The sequence below is a fragment of the Pseudomonas sp. BR20 genome, assembly GCF_050780135.1.
Classification (GTDB): Bacteria; Pseudomonadota; Gammaproteobacteria; order Pseudomonadales; family Pseudomonadaceae; genus Aquipseudomonas.
On record NZ_CP172012.1, the window covers coordinates 4,025,909 to 4,040,055 of the forward strand.

Sequence of the window (14,147 nt, forward strand, 5' to 3'; positions counted from 1 at the left end):
CCCGGCAGCATCGGCCAAACGCTTCAGGATTTCGGCCAACTCACATACTGAGAAGGCGCCATCCCCAGTTCACGCCGGAACATGTCGCTGAAACTGCTCGGCGAATAGCCCAGGGACCGCGCAATAGCGCTGACCGACTGGCCCTGGATCAACTCGGCCACCGCCGTGGCCAATTGCACCTGGCGACGCCATTCGGCAAAGCCCATGCCCAGGTGGTGCTGGAACAACCGCGCCAAGGTGCGCACGCTGGCACCGGCCGCTTCAGCATGCTGCTCGAAAGGGATGTCCAACGAAGGCGCGGCCATCACCGCCTGGCACGCGCTGATCAGCCGGCGATCGGCCTCCACCGGCATGGCGATACGGATCTGCGAGCGGCGTGCCCGGCGCAACTCCAGCAGGGCCAGGCCGACCACCGCGTCGTAATACCCCGCGTCACCGCGGTCGCCCTGCTCCACCAGCGTGACGACCAATTCGCGCAGCAGCCCACCGACTTCAATCACCTGCACCTGGCTGTCCAATGTCGCCGCCAAGGCCGGGCGCAAGTAGATATTGCGCATCTGCAAATCCGACACCACCCGGATGCCGTGCTCCACGCCCGGCGGCAGCCAGACCGCACGCTGGGGCGGCACCACCAGGGCTTCACGAGGCGTCTCGACCCACATCACGCCGCTCATGGCATAGAGCAATTGGCCCCAGTCGTGGCGATGGGGCTCCACATACAAGCCACGCGGGTACGTGCGTGCCAGGGGTTGCACGGGGACAGCGTGATCACTGAGGTCGGGGGGCGCGGCCAGGGCCATGAGGTGCACGTCTATCGATGGGTAAGCCGTCATGGTAATGACCACCGCTCGACAATCCGAGTGAATTTTTGCCGCCTGGGGCGATCACTTGTTTACACCACCAGGGTTGATGGGCCAATGAATAACGCAAAACTGTTTGTGATCGACTACACCCTCCATGGCGAAGCCAAGTCATTCATTATTCGTCTTGAAAAGCTGGATACCTTGGAGGCCTGGCATTGGGCAAGCTGTGACGCTGGCGTGGGCCGTATCGGCCGCTTCGCCCGCGAGCAGGTGAAGAAGACCAGCCAGGAACAGGCCGAGAAATTCGGCATAAAAAACGTGCAATGGCGCCGCTCGGATGTGCGCGCCCAGGCTTGATCAAGGAGAAATGAGCATGGATTCAATCAACGGCAAAGCGCGCATCGATTACACCCGGGACACGTTGTTCGGGCCATTGGCCAAGCATGTCGAGTGCCAGGTGAGCGTGCAGCACAAACCCGGCTGGCTGGTGCTGAAGGTGTTCCAGCCGTTGCCGGACGATTTGCATGATGCGCAAACCCTGGTGCTGGCACTCGAAGGTCGGCGAACCAGCGGCGTGGTAAAAGACAGCCGGCATTTGTCCGACCACAGCCTGCGCCTGGAGCTGGAACCCCAATAATCGATACGCAGGGAGCCCACTATTTCAGGCTCCCTGCGAACGTATTCAGCCTTTGGCCGACTTGGCGCACTCGCACCCCGTTGCAGCCGAACAAGGCTCGCCATGGGCATGGTGCTCGGCACAGCCCTGGCAGCAATAGCCCTTACCGTCCTTCATTACCGCATCGACGCCCAGCACACACTTGCAATGTGGGCAGGCACAGGTTTGATCAGGCATGGCCAGACTCCTTCTTCATGGTCGTCCGGTGCGGCGGTTGCCAGCACCTTAAGCAGTGACTGCCCGCCGTCGGCGATGGTTCAAACCATCAGTCGGTACGCGTATTGCTGCGGTACATGAACACCAAGGCCAGCGCCAGACACACCATCGCCAGGATGCGGCTGCTCGACAGTTCGACGGCCGGGTTGCCCAGCCACCCGAAGTTATCGATCAGCATGCCCATGCCCAATTGCCCGGTGATCACGGCAACGGTTGCCACCGCGGTACCGACCACCGGCACCGCTCCAACCATCACCATCATGTACACCACGCCGAACAATGCGCCGGTCAGTTGCCATTTGGGCACGTCCAGCAGGCTGAAGGCCTGGGCCGGTTCGAAGAAGAAAATCAGCAGTGCGGTGGTGAGCGCGCCCACCGCAAACGTCAGCAGACTGCTGCGCAACACGCCTACCGACTGGCCGAGGCGCCCATTGATCGCCGCCTGCACACTCAGCACCGCACCTGCAGCAATCACCAGCACCAATAACAGAATCAGATTCATCGCCTTACCCTCGTGCTATCAGAACAAGTGCCGCCACAATCAACGCCAGGGCTATCCAGCGCTCGCCATTGACCCGTTTGCGTACGGTGCCGAACCAACCGAAATGATCGATCAGCACGCTCTTGCCCACCTGGCCGGACAAAATCGCGATCATGGTCATGGCAATACCGATGTGCGGCGTGGCCAGGGTCAGCACCACCACATACATCGGCCCCAGGAACCCACCGATCAATTGCCAGCGCGGCAGCTCGGACAGCGCCGGCCCCTTCTGCGGGCCGCTGAACAGCAGCAGCAAAAACAGAATCGCCGAGCCCACGCCGAAGATGCTCAAGGTTGCCCACAGGTGCCCCACTTGCACGCCGAGCGGCCCGAGCAATCCTGCCTCGACCGACAAGCCCATGCCGGCCAGGATCACCAGCGGCAACAGCAGCAGCCGTAGGAAGTTTTTCTTCGGCGTGGCTTGCGCCACAGCCTCGATGGAACTTGCTTGCATACATCACCTGCACGTCAAAAAAGAATTGGATGACGCGCATTATCCGGTGGTCGTCCTGTGCGATAAATGGGAGTATGCGGACAACACCTTTGCGCAGAACGCACAGCATGGAGCCACGATGCAGGGTTTGAATGAATTGAGTTTCAAGGCGCTGCGCCTGTTCGTCGCCGTGCTGGATCACGGTAGTTTTTCTGAAGTAGCCCGCCGTGAAGGCTTGGCGCCCTCCTCGATTTCCCGGCAGATCCAGCTGATGGAACAAGCCCTCGGCCAGCAGTTGCTCTATCGTCACACCCGCGCGGTGAGCCCCACCGAGGCCGGGCGCCTGCTGGGACGGCACGCGCGCGTGATGCTCGAACAACTGGAAGCCGCCGGCCAGGCCCTGCAGGAGCAGGAAAGCGAACCCAGCGGCCTGGTACGCATCAACGCACCGATGGTGTTCGGCCAGCGTCACCTGTCACCGTGGCTGGGTGAGTTATGCCGGCGCTACCCGAAGCTGCAACTGGACATCCAGCAAACCGACACCTTCGTCGACCCGCTGCAAGACGGCACCGACCTGCTGTTTCGTATCGGCGTGCTCAACGATTCCAGCATGCAGGCACGCATCTTCGCACCCCAGCGCTTTCGCCTCGCGGCCAGCCCCGCCTACCTGGCCCGGCATGGCACGCCCCGACACCCTGAAGAACTGATCCACCACCAGTGCCTGGCCTACAAGGGCATCACCGGCCAGCAACGCTGGTTCTTCCGCAAGGGCCAGGACGACTGGACACCCTATAGCGTCAAAGGCCCGATCACCGGCAACCATGCCGACACCCTCACCCACGCCGCCGAACAAGGCCTGGGGCTGGTGGTGTTTCCGTCCTGGCTGATCGGCGAAGGCCTGCGCGCCGGCACCTTGCAGGCGGTGCTGACGGACTACGATGTGGCGACAACCCTCGAGCCCCAGCAGATTGCGGCGTTGTGGCCGGGGAGCCGGCGCCTGTCGCTGAAAGTGCGCACGGTGATTGATTACTTTGTGGAGTGTTTTGGGACGGTGCCGTATTGGGATCGATGAGCGGTTGAGGAATTTTCCGCGTAGTAAAAGTAGGCTCGGTCTGATTTAACGGGCCACTATATTTTGGACTGGGTGCATTGCGGCAGACTTTGGCGATGTCTTTTTTGGAGAGATGCCATGGTTTTCATGTACCCAAAGCCATCGCGCGATGAACGCGCGGCGGCAACCAGCGGTCGGCCCGTCTTGGATAGCTCGCCCAGTTTTGGCTATATTTGGCCAAAATACGCGGAGCACCTCATGATTACCGTACCCTTGGGCGAAGCAAAAAATAACCTGTCAAAACTGGTGGATGACGCCGCCGCCGGCAAAATTATCACCATTGCCAAGCATGGACGTGCGATGGCGCAACTCGTCCCCGTGGGGAAATCCAAAGGTCAGCGAATTGGCGCGATGAAAGGAAAGCTGGTTGTCCCCGAGGATTTTGAAGCGCCCCTGCCAGATGACCTGCTGGATGCGTTTGCAGGCAGCCATCCATGATGGGTGCTGCTGGATACCCATGTTCTGCTCTGGGCACTGAGTGATGACCCGAAGCTATCCAGCAAAGCCCGACGACTGATCGAGAATGCCGCAGAAATTTACGTCAGCGCGGCAACCTTCTGGGAAATGGCGATCAAGGTCGGCCTTGGAAAACTCGATGCAGACCTGGACGAAATCCGGGAATATTGCCTTGAAAGCGGTTTCGTCGAACTGCCCATCACCTCAGAACACGCGATTGCCGTAAAGGATCTTGAGCATCATCACAAAGACCCTTTTGATCGGCTCATCGTAGCGACAGCCATCAGTGAACCGATGAGGCTAATGACCGCCGACGCGCAGATTGCCCAATACACATCCCTGGCCATTCTGGTGTAGTCCACACCCACTGCCCGGAACTCAGAACACCCACTGCCCAATCAACCACGCATTGGCCCCACTGATGACCGCAAACAGAAACCACGCCAACACGCGGGTATGCAGGCGATTGACGAACGGCCCCATCAGTTGCTTGTCGCCGGTCATGCGGATCAAGGGGTACAACGCGAACGGCAACTGCAGGCTGAGCACTACCTGGCTGAGGATCAGCAGCTTGCCAATGGCCTGGTCACCCATCAACCACACCCCGAGAAACGCCGGGATCAGCGCCAGCCCACGGGTGATCAGGCGGCGTTGCCAGCAGGGAATGCGCAGGTTGAGGTAGCCCTCCATGATCACTTGCCCGGCGATGGTGCCGGTAAAGGTCGAGCTTTGCCCGGACGCCAGCAAGGCGATGCCGAACAGGATGCTGGCAAAGGCGCCGCCCACCAGCGGGTCGAGCAAGCGGTAGGCGTCCTGGATCTCCACCACCTCAGTGTGCCCCGTCTTGTAGAAGGCGGAGGCGGCGAGTATCAGGATGGCGGCGTTGACCAGCAGTGCCAGGGCCAGGGAGCCAATGGTGTCGATCCGGGCCAGCTTGACCGCGTCCTGTTTGCTCGCGAGGTCTTTGCCGATCAGGCGGGTTTGCACGACCGAGCTGTGCAGGTAGAGGTTATGGGGCATCACCGTGGCGCCGAGAATACCGATGGCCAGGTACAACGGCGCGGCATCGCTGATGGCCGACAGGGATGGGGTGAAACCACTGAACACATCCGGCCAATAAGGTTTGATCAGCACCAGCTCAATGAAGAAACACACGCCGATGGTCGCCACCAGTGCCAGCATGATCGCTTCCAGGCGGCGAAAACCACGGTTTTGCAGGGCCAGGACCAACAGCGTATCGAAGGCGGTGATGACAATGCCGGTGGTCAGGGAAACGCCCAGCAGCAGGTGAAACGCCAGGGCGCAGCCGAGCACTTCGGCAAGGTCCGTGGCGATAATGGAGATTTCCGCCAACACCCACTGGGTGCGTGCGGAGCGTTTGCTGTAGCGCTCACGGCACAGTTGTGCGAGGTCCTTGCCGGTGGCGATGCCAAGGCGTGAGCACAGGCACTGCACCGCCATCCCCGCCAGACTGGCGAGCAACACCACGAACAACAGGCTGTAGCCGTAGCGCGACCCGGCTTCGATGGCCGTGGCCCAGTTGCCCGGGTCCATGTAGCCGATGGAGATCAGCAGGCCGGGGCCGGCGAACATAAGAATGCGTTTGAAGAACGACGCCGTGGGGTCAACGGCGACGGAACCGGCCACTTCCGGCGGGCAGAATGGAGCGGTAGCGATTTTCGGCAGGCTGAATTTCACGCGGTATCCCAGGCAAACACACTCGACAGGGGCTCAGCTTATCAGTCAGACGCAACGGTGCGCATCACCGTCTCCCGAGGCAGGTCAAACGCCTCCACCACCTGCACCACCAGGTCCATCTCCTGGTTCAAGGCTTCACGCTCCATGCGCTGGCGAATCACCCCGACCACCAACACCGCCAGGGTGGTAATCGAATAGGCCGGGCCGGAAAACGCCCGTACACCGCTCACCAGCAGCATCGCCGCCGCCAGCGCCTGGCCCACCACAGGGATCGCCGTGGCCGCACCACGACGCAGGATAAACCCGGTCAACCCGGCCAGCGCCGTGCCACTCAATGCCGTAGTGGCCGAGCGGCCGACATCGAAACGGCTGAACAGCCCCTGCTCTTTCTGTGCAGCCGCCTTGAGCTCTGCGTCGAATACCTGGCGGTCGGCGTTGCTGAGTTTGTCCTTGTACTGCTCAATCAGTTTTTCCGCGACCAGGGCTTCAAGGTCAGCCAGCGCAACGGTTGCGACGGGCTCGGAAAACTTGATCCCCAGCCGCTGCGCCACATCTTCGGCAATCTGGCGATAATTCACGCCGTGGCCACGGGCCAGGTTCATAAAGCTATCGCCGCCCATGCGCTGCAACTCGATGGCCAGCTTGAGCGGCTCGCGCACCGTGGCGTCGATTGATGCACTGCGCTTTTGCGCCATCAATTCGGCGAGAAACTTCAGCTCTTCCGGCCGCGCCTGCACCAGAGCCGGAAACAAGTCGACGTCCTCTTCGGCAAAGCGTACCTCGCTGCTGCGCTGGTCGGAACGAATCAGGCCGCGCCGCTCCTGCAACAGGTCGGTGTACTGCACCACGGTCTGCAACTGCGGCCAGTAGGCGGCGTGATCGAAGGTGGCCAGGTGCACATTGGTGACCTTGGCCTTGAGCGCCGGCGTCACCGGGATCGCGTACCGGCCGATACACCGCTCGGTGTCCGGCTTCATCGCCAGGGCCCAGTCCTTGCTGGAATGGCAATTGATCACCCGCCCCTTGAGCGGCGCGCACACCTCTTCCCAAGGGCTCGACGTACAGATCGCGCCGCCCATCAACAGCAGGTTGTCCAATGGCAGCTCGCGCGCGGTGTCCGGGCTGGCCAGCAGGCTCTTGACCAGAATCCGCGCCCCCAGGGAATGACCGATCAGGTTGATACGCCGCACTTCCAGCGACTCGCCATGCAGGTAGCTGGCCAGCTCCGGCAGCAAGCTCCTGGCCACTTCGTCCACCCGCGCCTCGACGCTTTTGTAGTGGTCAAGAAAATAGGCAATCGCCTTGCCCACGCCTACGGTCGCAGCACCGATGCTGCCACCACCCAGCATCGCGGTAATCACATCCTTGAACGGCGCAAACAGGTTTTCCAGGAAATGCCCCGCCGGCCAGAACAGCATCAGGTTGGTCGAACCCTCGATACCCGCGAGCTGCGCCTTGAAATTGCCCAGTTGTTGCCGGTTGAAGAACGCCGAGTAACCGTGAACATAGAGATTGAGCACATCCCCCTGAGGCTCGCCGCACAATACGAACGTGGGCTTGCGGGTGCGGTGCATTTCATCCCACTGGTGCTGCATGGGCCGGTGACTCCTGGTGACGAGGGACGGCGATAATACCAAAGGGAGGCTTGTAGGACGGTGAATCCTGACCGGCGTGGCAGTCGCGAAGGATCAGAACTGCGCCGCAGCTTTTGATTTGGCCAGGTAGCGCGCCGGCGAATCCCCCAGGTTGCGCCGGAACACGGAGGTGAATGCACTGGAACTGCTGAACCCCAATTCGAGCGCTACCTCGGTGATGGACGCGCCGTGGCTTAGCCGCGCGGTGGCTTCCAATAGGCACACCTGCTGGCGCCAGGACACGAACGTCATCCCCGTGCCCTCGTAGAAATGGCGGGTGAAGGTGCGCCGGCTCATGTTCGACCAATCAGCCATCTCATCGAGGGTGATTTTCTGCGTGGGCGCATCCAGGAAGCGCTGACAGGCTCGCGCCAGCCGCGGCTCGCACGGCAATGGCGCGCTAAGTGGCAGCTCGGGCATGGCTCCGATTTCATCAATCAACAGCGTCAGCACGCAGTGATGCCTCACGCTGGGTAATGTCGAGGAGTCGATAGCCAACGCCGCCTCGAGCAAATGCCTGAGCAGGGGCGACACTTCAAACACCTGGCAGCGCTCCTGCAACCGGGCCCGCTTAGCGGCATCGGCGTCCAGGTAGGTATTGAGCATCACCACATCCCCGCGCATATGCATTTCATGGGGCACACCACCCGGCACCCAGATCGCCCGTTGCGGCGGTACCACCCAGTTGCCGAGATCGGTGAACATTTTCAGCGCGCCGGTGGAGGCATAGGCGAACTGCCCACGTGAATGCGTGTGCCGCTCAAAGACGGTGCCGCAAGGGTATTCGCGCAGTGTTACCACGGCTTCAGGGCTGGCGGAGTCAAAGGTCGGAATCATGGCCTGATTCTGTCAAAAGATGACCTTACATAGCAAGCGGGCCATCCAACCCCCCCCTAACATCCACGCCCTTGGATAACTGTAATGACCAAGGGAACATTCCATGCTGAAAAAACATCTGGCGCTCGCCGTGCTCGTCACCTTGGTATGGGGGGTGAATTTCCCCATTACCAAACTGGGCCTGCGCTCGGTCGACCCCTTCGTCCTCACGGGCATCCGCTTCGCCCTCGCCGCCCTGCCACTGGTGTTCTTCATCAAGCGCCCCGCCGTCAAATTCAGCTACGTGGCCGCCTACGGCGTCATCTTCGGGTTGGGCATGTGGGGCGTGATCAACTATGGCATCGAGAGGGGTGTGAGCCCCGGCATCGCGTCATTGATCATTCAACTCAGCGTATTTTTCACCATGGGCTGGGGTTGCGTGTTGTTCAGGGAAAAACTCCGCGGGACGCAAATGGCAGGTGCATTTCTGGCCCTGATCGGCCTGGCAGCTATCATCTCCACCCGGGAAGGCAGCCACGCAGTGCTGGGCGTGATGCTGATCGTATTCAGCGCGCTGGCCTGGAGCGTGGGCAACGTCATCATCAAAAAGTCGGGGGTCACTGAGGTCTTCTCGTTCATGGTGTGGGCCAGCCTGTTTCCGCCGATCCCGTTATTTCTTATGGCCTGGCTGATGCATGGCAGCGCGCCGTTCGAAGGCTTGCAGTCGAGCCTCGACATCATGGCGATCCTGTCCATTCTGTTTCAGGTGTACCTGGCGACGCACTTTGCCTACTGGGGCTGGAACTCGCTGCTCAAGCTGTACCCGGTGTCCACGGTGGCGCCACTGTCGTTGTTGATTCCGGTGTTCGGGATCAGTAGTTCGATGCTGCTGATTGGCGAGCGTGTTTCCACGCCGGACCTGATCTCGATTGCGATCATCATCGTCGGCCTGGCCGTGGGTTTGTACCGCAAGCCGGCGTGAACCGCCCGCCGCCAAACACGCACTGGCGTGTTGTCCCTTCAAACGCAGCAAAAACACAATTTTCGAAAGGTAAAAAGCGCTCTAATACCCTCCTGTCGATTGGTTTTAAAGATCCTGGAGTTCGAAATGCCCCATGAAGGCAACCTGCTACAAGCAGCCGTGGTGTTCCTGCTCGCGGCCGTGCTGACCGTGCCCCTGGCCAAGCGCCTGCAATTGGGCGCGGTGTTGGGCTATCTGTTTGCCGGTGTGATCATCGGTCCGTCGGTGCTGGGCCTGATCGGCAACCCGCAAAGCGTCGCGCAGTTCTCCGAACTGGGCGTGGTGTTGCTGCTGTTTATCATCGGCCTGGAACTGTCGCCCAAGCGTTTATGGGTGATGCGCAAGGCGGTATTTGGCGTCGGCCTGGCCCAGGTGCTGCTCACCGGCCTGGTCATGGGCGTGGTGGCGTTGTGGCTGTTTGGCCAGTCTTGGAACAGCGCAATCGTGCTCGGCCTTGGCCTGGCGCTGTCGTCCACCGCGTTCGGCCTGCAAAGCCTGGCCGAGCGCAAGGAACTGAACCAGCCCCACGGACGCCTGGCGTTTGCGATCCTGCTGTTCCAGGACATCGCCGCGATCCCGTTGATTGCCATGGTACCGCTGCTGGCCGGCAGCGATCATCCGACCACCGAAGCCCAAGGCCTGCAACACGTCCTGCAGATCCTCGGCAGTATTGCCGTGGTGATCATCGGCGGGCGCTACCTGCTGCGGCCGGTGTTTCGCATCGTCGCCAAGACCGGCCTGCGCGAAGTGTCCACCGCCACCGCCTTGCTGGTGGTCATCGGCACCGCCTGGTTGATGGAACTGGTGGGCGTGTCCATGGCCCTCGGTGCCTTCCTCGCCGGCCTGCTGCTGGCGGACTCGGAATACCGCCACGAACTGGAATCCCAGATCGAGCCGTTCAAGGGCCTGCTGCTGGGGCTGTTCTTTATCAGCGTGGGCATGGGCGCCAACCTCAGCCTGCTGCTCAGCTCGCCGCTGGTGGTGATCGGCCTGACCCTGCTGTTGATCGGTTTGAAGCTGCCGCTGCTGTACGCCGTGGGGCGTATGGTGGGTGATCTCAACCGCGAAAGCGCCCTGCGCCTGGGTGTGGTGCTGGCCGCGGGCGGTGAGTTCGCCTTTGTGGTGTTCAAGATCGGCCGCGACCAGGGCCTGTTCGAACCGCACCTCTACGACGTGCTGGTGCTGACCATCACCCTGTCCATGGCCGTCACGCCGCTGTTGCTGCTGGTGTGCCCGAAGCTGTTCAAGCCCAAGGTCAAGCCGGTGGAAGTACCGGAGGAATACCGCACCATCGAAAGCGATGCGCCGCGGGTGGTGATCGCCGGCATGGGCCGTATGGGCCAGATCGTCGCGCGGATCCTGCGTGCACAGAACATCTCCTTCATCGCCCTCGACACCTCGGTGGAAACCATCGAGCTGACCCGCAGTTTCGGCGGCATGCCGGTGTTCTATGGCGACCCGCAGCGCCCCGAGATTCTCCACGCGGCCAAGGTCGACCAGGCGGAGTTCTTCGTGATCGCCATGGACGACCCGGAGATCAACATCAAGACCGCCGAACTGGTGCGCAACCTCTACCCGCACATGAAGATCATCGCCCGCGCCCGTAACCGCCAGCACGTGCACCGCCTGGTGGACCTCGACGCCTCACCGGTTCGCGAGACGTTCTACTCCAGCCTGGAAATGAGCCGTCGTACCCTGGTGGGCCTGGGGTTGAGCCAAGCCCAGGCCGATGCCCGCATCACCCGCTTCAAGAACCACGACCTGCAAGTGCTCGCCGCCCAGCATGCGGTGTACGACGATGCGGCCAAGGTGATGCAAACCGCCCAGGAAGCCCGCGCCGAACTGGCGCGACTGTTTGAGATGGATCGGCTTGAGGAAGAGTCCGACAAGGTGTGAGGCTAAGGATGAACGATATTGCGAATTTTCTGACAGAATACGCCGCAATTTCGTTCATCCTTGGAGCGCTTCATGGTCAATTTCACCAAGACCGCAGTCCTGTTGGCCCTCGCGCTTACCGCCGGCAGCGTGTTCGCCGCCGCCAAGCCAGCCACGCAAACCATCTCCACTCTGGGCGGTAAGTTCAACTTCAACCTGCCCAAGGCTTACGCCGCCGACGCCCTGCCAGCCGGCAAGGCCGAGGACGGCACCGCCGATACCCAAGGCACGATGTACGCCAACCAGACCACGAAAAGCGTGGTGATCGTCGCCGAAACCGTGCGTAACGACGGTGTAACCATCAAGGACAACGACCCGCAGTTCCTCGACGGCGCCGTGGCCGGTTTCGTCAAGGACCAGAGCGCCGCCCTGCCCGACTTCAAGAAGCTGAGCGAAAAGAAACTGACCTTCAAGGGCCTGGGCCTGCGCCAGGTGGACAGCACCGCCACCCAAGGCGGCGGCAAGACGTTGAACTCCACGTTCCTCGGTGGTTCGGGCAATCACCTGCTGGTGATCCAGGCAATCTCGCGGGCGGATGATGCGAAGGGACATGCCGAGTTGGTGAAGCAGATTACTGGTGGCAAATAACAAATAGTCCTGACAACACCCATCAAATGTGGGAGGGGGCTTGCCCCCGATGGCGATGGATCAGCTAATGAATCTGTTCACTGACACTGCGCTATCGGGAGCAAGCGCCCTCCCACCTTTATTCAGCGCGCTCACTTCAAACTCGTTTCCAGCCAAGCCTTCAGGTCCTGCACTTCCGCCTCACTGACCGTGTGGTTCATCCCCGGATAGCCATGAAACTCCGGCTTCAACCCAAGCCCCACCAACACCTCATTGGCCCGCGTCGCCGACGCATACGGCAGTGCCTGGTCCAGGGTGCCGTGGCCAATAAAGATTGCCAGTTTGTTCAAGCGTTCGTCCGGCTTGAGCTCCGCCTTGAGCACCGGCAGCACGCTGCCACTCAACGCCGCAATGCCGCGCACCAGCTGCGGGTCACGTAGAGCCACCTCATACGACATGATCGCACCCTGGCTGAACCCCACCAGGAACACCCGGTCAGGCTGGGTGTGATACTTGGCGGTGGCTTTGCCGACAAAATCCTTGATCAGCTTGGCGCTGCTGTGCAAATCAGCGGTCACGCCATCGTAATCGCCGTCACCCGGTGTCTTGGTAAACCAGCGAAAGCCATTCGGCTGCACCGGCGTCGGCGCGCGGGCCGACAAGTAGGTCCACGTGGACGGCAGCGCGTCCTTGATGCCGAACAGGTCTTGCTCATTGCTACCGAACCCGTGCAGGAAAATCACCAGCGGCTCGTTGCGCGCATCGGCCTGGGTCTGTTCCAGGTACGCCAGCGGCAAATCGGTGTGCAACTCGGAATCAGCGTGGGCAACGCTGGCCATCAGGGTCAGCGCGAGGGCAAGCAGTTTGAACATGGGACGTTACCTCAGGGTTTGCGTAACAAGTAAGTGTCCATGATCCAGCCATTCTCAAGGCGCGCCGCCTTGCGCACCCGTTCGATCTGTTCTGCCACTTCACCGACCTTGCCGCTGATCAGGATTTCATCCGGCGTGCCCAGGTAGGCACCCCAGTAAATATCCAGGTCCTGATCGGCCACCGTACGGTAGGAATCTTCCGCGTCGAGCATGACCACCAGGGTATCGGCATCGCTGGCCTGCCCCGCCGCCAATCGACGCCCGGTGGTGATCTCGATGGACTTGCCGATACGGTTCAACGCCACCTTATGCTGGGCCGCCAGGGCTTGCACGCTGGTGATGCCGGGAATCACCTCGAATTCAAAGGCGCAGCGGCCACTGGCCAGGATCGCCTGCAGGATGCGAATGGTGCTGTCGTACAGCGCCGGGTCGCCCCAGGCCAGGAAAGCGCCCACTTCACCGTCGGCCATTTCCTCGTTGATCATGCGCTCGAAGGTGGCCTGCTTGTTGCGGTTGAGGTCCTGCACAGCCGTGGTGTAGTCGATCTCACCGCGTACGCGCTCGGGGCAGTCGGCCTCGACAAAGCGGTAACCGGGTTCGGTGATATAGGTCTCGCAGATCTCGCGGCGCAGATCGATCAGCTTGTCCTTGCTCTGGCCCTTGTCCATCAGGAAAAACACGTCGGTGCGGTTCAGCGCTTTCACGGCCTGCATCGTGATGTAGTCAGGGTTGCCGGCGCCAATGCCGATGATGAGGATGCGTTTCATGGGTTGCTCTCATTGCGGGGCATGGATTTTGCCATGTTCACGCACTCAGGCGTGAGTTTCCAGGCGCAGGCGCCACACCGTGTTGAAGCGCAGCTCGGTAGCGGACAGGGGCTCGACGTCGATCCGGTAGAACATCGAGACCGGACACTGCATGACATACAGCATCGCCGCGCGAATAACAAAGGGATGGGTGATGGCCACTACGTGCCCGGGTTGGGCCTCCAGGGTTTTCATCCACGCTGAGACCCGCGCGCAAATTTGCTCAACTGACTCGCCACCGTGGGGCGCACTGGCGCTGTGGGTCATCCAGTCCAGCAACGCATCGCTGTCCAATTCGCTGATGGCTCGGCCCCTCCAGTCGCCAACGTCGCCATCGCGCAAGGCGTCTTCAATCACTGCTTGACCGCCGAACAACCCTGCCGTCTGCCAGGCACGTGCCTCGGGCGCGCACACCAGACGCAGGTTTTTCTTATAGCGCCCGGCCAGGGATAGCGCTGCGGCTTGCCAATCCATCATCACGGACTCGTTATCGGGAAAACGCCCGTACTTTTGAGCGGGTGTGGCGGCATGGCAAATGAGGGTCAAGCGGGTGGCCTGCATC

General features: G+C 61.2%; 18 protein-coding genes. 8 read left to right on the top strand and 10 right to left on the bottom strand.

Features of this window, described 5'->3' with window-relative positions; translation table 11 throughout:
- Window positions 1-23 precede the first annotated feature (23 nt).
- Window positions 24-800, bottom strand: coding sequence for an AraC family transcriptional regulator (locus ACHPFG_RS18380; protein WP_431703493.1), 777 nt, complete (start codon window positions 798-800; stop codon window positions 24-26).
- A 117-nt stretch (window positions 801-917) separates the two neighbouring features.
- Between ACHPFG_RS18380 and ACHPFG_RS18385 the strand changes: the two genes are divergently transcribed.
- Together ACHPFG_RS18385 and ACHPFG_RS18390 are read left to right on the top strand one after the other, a co-directional pair.
- On the top strand, window positions 918-1,160 hold the full coding sequence (locus ACHPFG_RS18385) for a DUF6555 family protein (RefSeq protein WP_131700717.1): 243 nt from the start codon (window positions 918-920) through the stop codon (window positions 1,158-1,160).
- Between the two features lie 16 nt (window positions 1,161-1,176).
- Window positions 1,177-1,440 (top strand): hypothetical protein, encoded by a 264-nt coding sequence (locus ACHPFG_RS18390; RefSeq protein ID WP_145337223.1) that lies wholly within the window; start codon window positions 1,177-1,179, stop codon window positions 1,438-1,440.
- 45 nt (window positions 1,441-1,485) lie between these two features.
- Here ACHPFG_RS18390 and ACHPFG_RS18395 read toward each other — a convergent pair whose 3' ends face one another.
- The 3 genes from ACHPFG_RS18395 to ACHPFG_RS18405 all read right to left on the bottom strand — a co-directional run bounded on the left by ACHPFG_RS18395 (window position 1,486) and on the right by ACHPFG_RS18405 (window position 2,690).
- Window positions 1,486-1,656 (bottom strand): metallothionein, encoded by a 171-nt coding sequence (locus ACHPFG_RS18395; protein ID WP_131700715.1) that lies wholly within the window; start codon window positions 1,654-1,656, stop codon window positions 1,486-1,488.
- A gap of 88 nt (window positions 1,657-1,744) precedes the next feature.
- Entirely contained in the window at window positions 1,745-2,197 is a 453-nt protein-coding gene (locus ACHPFG_RS18400; RefSeq protein ID WP_167655416.1) for a DMT family transporter, read from the bottom strand.
- Between the two features lie 4 nt (window positions 2,198-2,201).
- Window positions 2,202-2,690: a DMT family transporter gene (locus tag ACHPFG_RS18405; protein WP_431700078.1), complete on the bottom strand. Its 489-nt coding sequence runs from the start codon at window positions 2,688-2,690 to the stop codon at window positions 2,202-2,204.
- A gap of 118 nt (window positions 2,691-2,808) precedes the next feature.
- On the opposite strand from ACHPFG_RS18405, the gene ACHPFG_RS18410 reads away from it, so the two are divergent.
- The 3 genes from ACHPFG_RS18410 (at window position 2,809) to ACHPFG_RS18420 (ending at window position 4,593) form a co-directional block, all read left to right on the top strand.
- On the top strand, window positions 2,809-3,741 hold the full coding sequence (locus ACHPFG_RS18410) for a LysR family transcriptional regulator (protein WP_131700712.1): 933 nt from the start codon (window positions 2,809-2,811) through the stop codon (window positions 3,739-3,741).
- Window positions 3,742-3,858: 117 nt separating this feature from the next.
- Entirely contained in the window at window positions 3,859-4,218 is a 360-nt protein-coding gene (locus ACHPFG_RS18415) for a type II toxin-antitoxin system Phd/YefM family antitoxin (RefSeq protein WP_431700079.1), read from the top strand.
- Between the two features lie 3 nt (window positions 4,219-4,221).
- Complete coding sequence (locus tag ACHPFG_RS18420) at window positions 4,222-4,593, top strand: type II toxin-antitoxin system VapC family toxin (protein ID WP_431700080.1); 372 nt, start codon at window positions 4,222-4,224, stop codon at window positions 4,591-4,593.
- Between the two features lie 21 nt (window positions 4,594-4,614).
- Here ACHPFG_RS18420 and ACHPFG_RS18425 read toward each other — a convergent pair whose 3' ends face one another.
- The 3 genes from ACHPFG_RS18425 to ACHPFG_RS18435 all read right to left on the bottom strand — a co-directional run bounded on the left by ACHPFG_RS18425 (window position 4,615) and on the right by ACHPFG_RS18435 (window position 8,405).
- Window positions 4,615-5,934, bottom strand: coding sequence for an Nramp family divalent metal transporter (locus ACHPFG_RS18425; RefSeq protein ID WP_339543276.1), 1,320 nt, complete (start codon window positions 5,932-5,934; stop codon window positions 4,615-4,617).
- Window positions 5,935-5,975: 41 nt separating this feature from the next.
- On the bottom strand, window positions 5,976-7,529 hold the full coding sequence (locus ACHPFG_RS18430) for a DUF726 domain-containing protein (RefSeq protein ID WP_431700081.1): 1,554 nt from the start codon (window positions 7,527-7,529) through the stop codon (window positions 5,976-5,978).
- 93 nt (window positions 7,530-7,622) lie between these two features.
- The gene (locus tag ACHPFG_RS18435) at window positions 7,623-8,405 is read right to left on the bottom strand and encodes a helix-turn-helix domain-containing protein (RefSeq protein ID WP_431700082.1); all 783 of its coding nucleotides are present in this window, start codon (window positions 8,403-8,405) and stop codon (window positions 7,623-7,625) included.
- A 103-nt stretch (window positions 8,406-8,508) separates the two neighbouring features.
- Here ACHPFG_RS18435 and ACHPFG_RS18440 point away from each other — a divergent pair, with 103 nt between their 5' ends.
- The 3 genes from ACHPFG_RS18440 (at window position 8,509) to ACHPFG_RS18450 (ending at window position 11,928) form a co-directional block, all read left to right on the top strand.
- Window positions 8,509-9,366, top strand: coding sequence for an EamA family transporter (locus ACHPFG_RS18440; RefSeq protein ID WP_131700706.1), 858 nt, complete (start codon window positions 8,509-8,511; stop codon window positions 9,364-9,366).
- A gap of 126 nt (window positions 9,367-9,492) precedes the next feature.
- A complete protein-coding gene (locus ACHPFG_RS18445; RefSeq protein WP_131700705.1) occupies window positions 9,493-11,301 on the top strand; it encodes a monovalent cation:proton antiporter-2 (CPA2) family protein in 1,809 nt (602 codons plus the stop codon).
- Window positions 11,302-11,373: 72 nt separating this feature from the next.
- A complete protein-coding gene (locus ACHPFG_RS18450; RefSeq protein ID WP_145337217.1) occupies window positions 11,374-11,928 on the top strand; it encodes a hypothetical protein in 555 nt (184 codons plus the stop codon).
- Window positions 11,929-12,059: 131 nt separating this feature from the next.
- Here the strand turns inward: ACHPFG_RS18450 and ACHPFG_RS18455 are convergent, their stop codons facing one another.
- The 3 genes from ACHPFG_RS18455 to ACHPFG_RS18465 are packed head-to-tail and all read right to left on the bottom strand — an operon-like array spanning window position 12,060 to window position 14,146.
- Window positions 12,060-12,779, bottom strand: coding sequence for an alpha/beta hydrolase (locus tag ACHPFG_RS18455; protein ID WP_145338849.1), 720 nt, complete (start codon window positions 12,777-12,779; stop codon window positions 12,060-12,062).
- 11 nt (window positions 12,780-12,790) lie between these two features.
- Window positions 12,791-13,546 carry a precorrin-6A synthase (deacetylating) gene (cobF, locus tag ACHPFG_RS18460; protein WP_431700083.1) on the bottom strand — a complete coding sequence of 252 codons (756 nt, stop codon included), beginning with the start codon at window positions 13,544-13,546 and terminating at the stop codon, window positions 12,791-12,793.
- A 45-nt stretch (window positions 13,547-13,591) separates the two neighbouring features.
- Complete coding sequence (locus ACHPFG_RS18465; protein WP_431700084.1) at window positions 13,592-14,146, bottom strand: histidine phosphatase family protein; 555 nt, start codon at window positions 14,144-14,146, stop codon at window positions 13,592-13,594.
- Window position 14,147: the final 1 nt, after the last annotated feature.

What these genes read in the sequence shown, in the direction of transcription:
- ACHPFG_RS18380 (WP_431703493.1), bottom strand. Translation starts at nt 800, where the DNA reads ATGGCCCTGGCCGCGCCCCCCGACCTCAGTGATCACGCTGTCCCCGTG.
- ACHPFG_RS18385 (WP_131700717.1), top strand. Translation starts at nt 918, where the DNA reads ATGAATAACGCAAAACTGTTTGTGATCGACTACACCCTCCATGGCGAA.
- ACHPFG_RS18390 (WP_145337223.1), top strand. Translation starts at nt 1,177, where the DNA reads ATGGATTCAATCAACGGCAAAGCGCGCATCGATTACACCCGGGACACG.
- ACHPFG_RS18395 (WP_131700715.1), bottom strand. Translation starts at nt 1,656, where the DNA reads ATGCCTGATCAAACCTGTGCCTGCCCACATTGCAAGTGTGTGCTGGGC.
- ACHPFG_RS18400 (WP_167655416.1), bottom strand. Translation starts at nt 2,197, where the DNA reads ATGAATCTGATTCTGTTATTGGTGCTGGTGATTGCTGCAGGTGCGGTG.
- ACHPFG_RS18405 (WP_431700078.1), bottom strand. Translation starts at nt 2,690, where the DNA reads ATGCAAGCAAGTTCCATCGAGGCTGTGGCGCAAGCCACGCCGAAGAAA.
- ACHPFG_RS18410 (WP_131700712.1), top strand. Translation starts at nt 2,809, where the DNA reads ATGCAGGGTTTGAATGAATTGAGTTTCAAGGCGCTGCGCCTGTTCGTC.
- ACHPFG_RS18415 (WP_431700079.1), top strand. Translation starts at nt 3,859, where the DNA reads ATGGTTTTCATGTACCCAAAGCCATCGCGCGATGAACGCGCGGCGGCA.
- ACHPFG_RS18430 (WP_431700081.1), bottom strand. Translation starts at nt 7,529, where the DNA reads ATGCAGCACCAGTGGGATGAAATGCACCGCACCCGCAAGCCCACGTTC.
- ACHPFG_RS18435 (WP_431700082.1), bottom strand. Translation starts at nt 8,405, where the DNA reads ATGATTCCGACCTTTGACTCCGCCAGCCCTGAAGCCGTGGTAACACTG.
- ACHPFG_RS18440 (WP_131700706.1), top strand. Translation starts at nt 8,509, where the DNA reads ATGCTGAAAAAACATCTGGCGCTCGCCGTGCTCGTCACCTTGGTATGG.
- ACHPFG_RS18445 (WP_131700705.1), top strand. Translation starts at nt 9,493, where the DNA reads ATGCCCCATGAAGGCAACCTGCTACAAGCAGCCGTGGTGTTCCTGCTC.
- ACHPFG_RS18450 (WP_145337217.1), top strand. Translation starts at nt 11,374, where the DNA reads ATGGTCAATTTCACCAAGACCGCAGTCCTGTTGGCCCTCGCGCTTACC.
- ACHPFG_RS18455 (WP_145338849.1), bottom strand. Translation starts at nt 12,779, where the DNA reads ATGTTCAAACTGCTTGCCCTCGCGCTGACCCTGATGGCCAGCGTTGCC.
- cobF (WP_431700083.1), bottom strand. Translation starts at nt 13,546, where the DNA reads ATGAAACGCATCCTCATCATCGGCATTGGCGCCGGCAACCCTGACTAC.
- ACHPFG_RS18465 (WP_431700084.1), bottom strand. Translation starts at nt 14,146, where the DNA reads ATGCAGGCCACCCGCTTGACCCTCATTTGCCATGCCGCCACACCCGCT.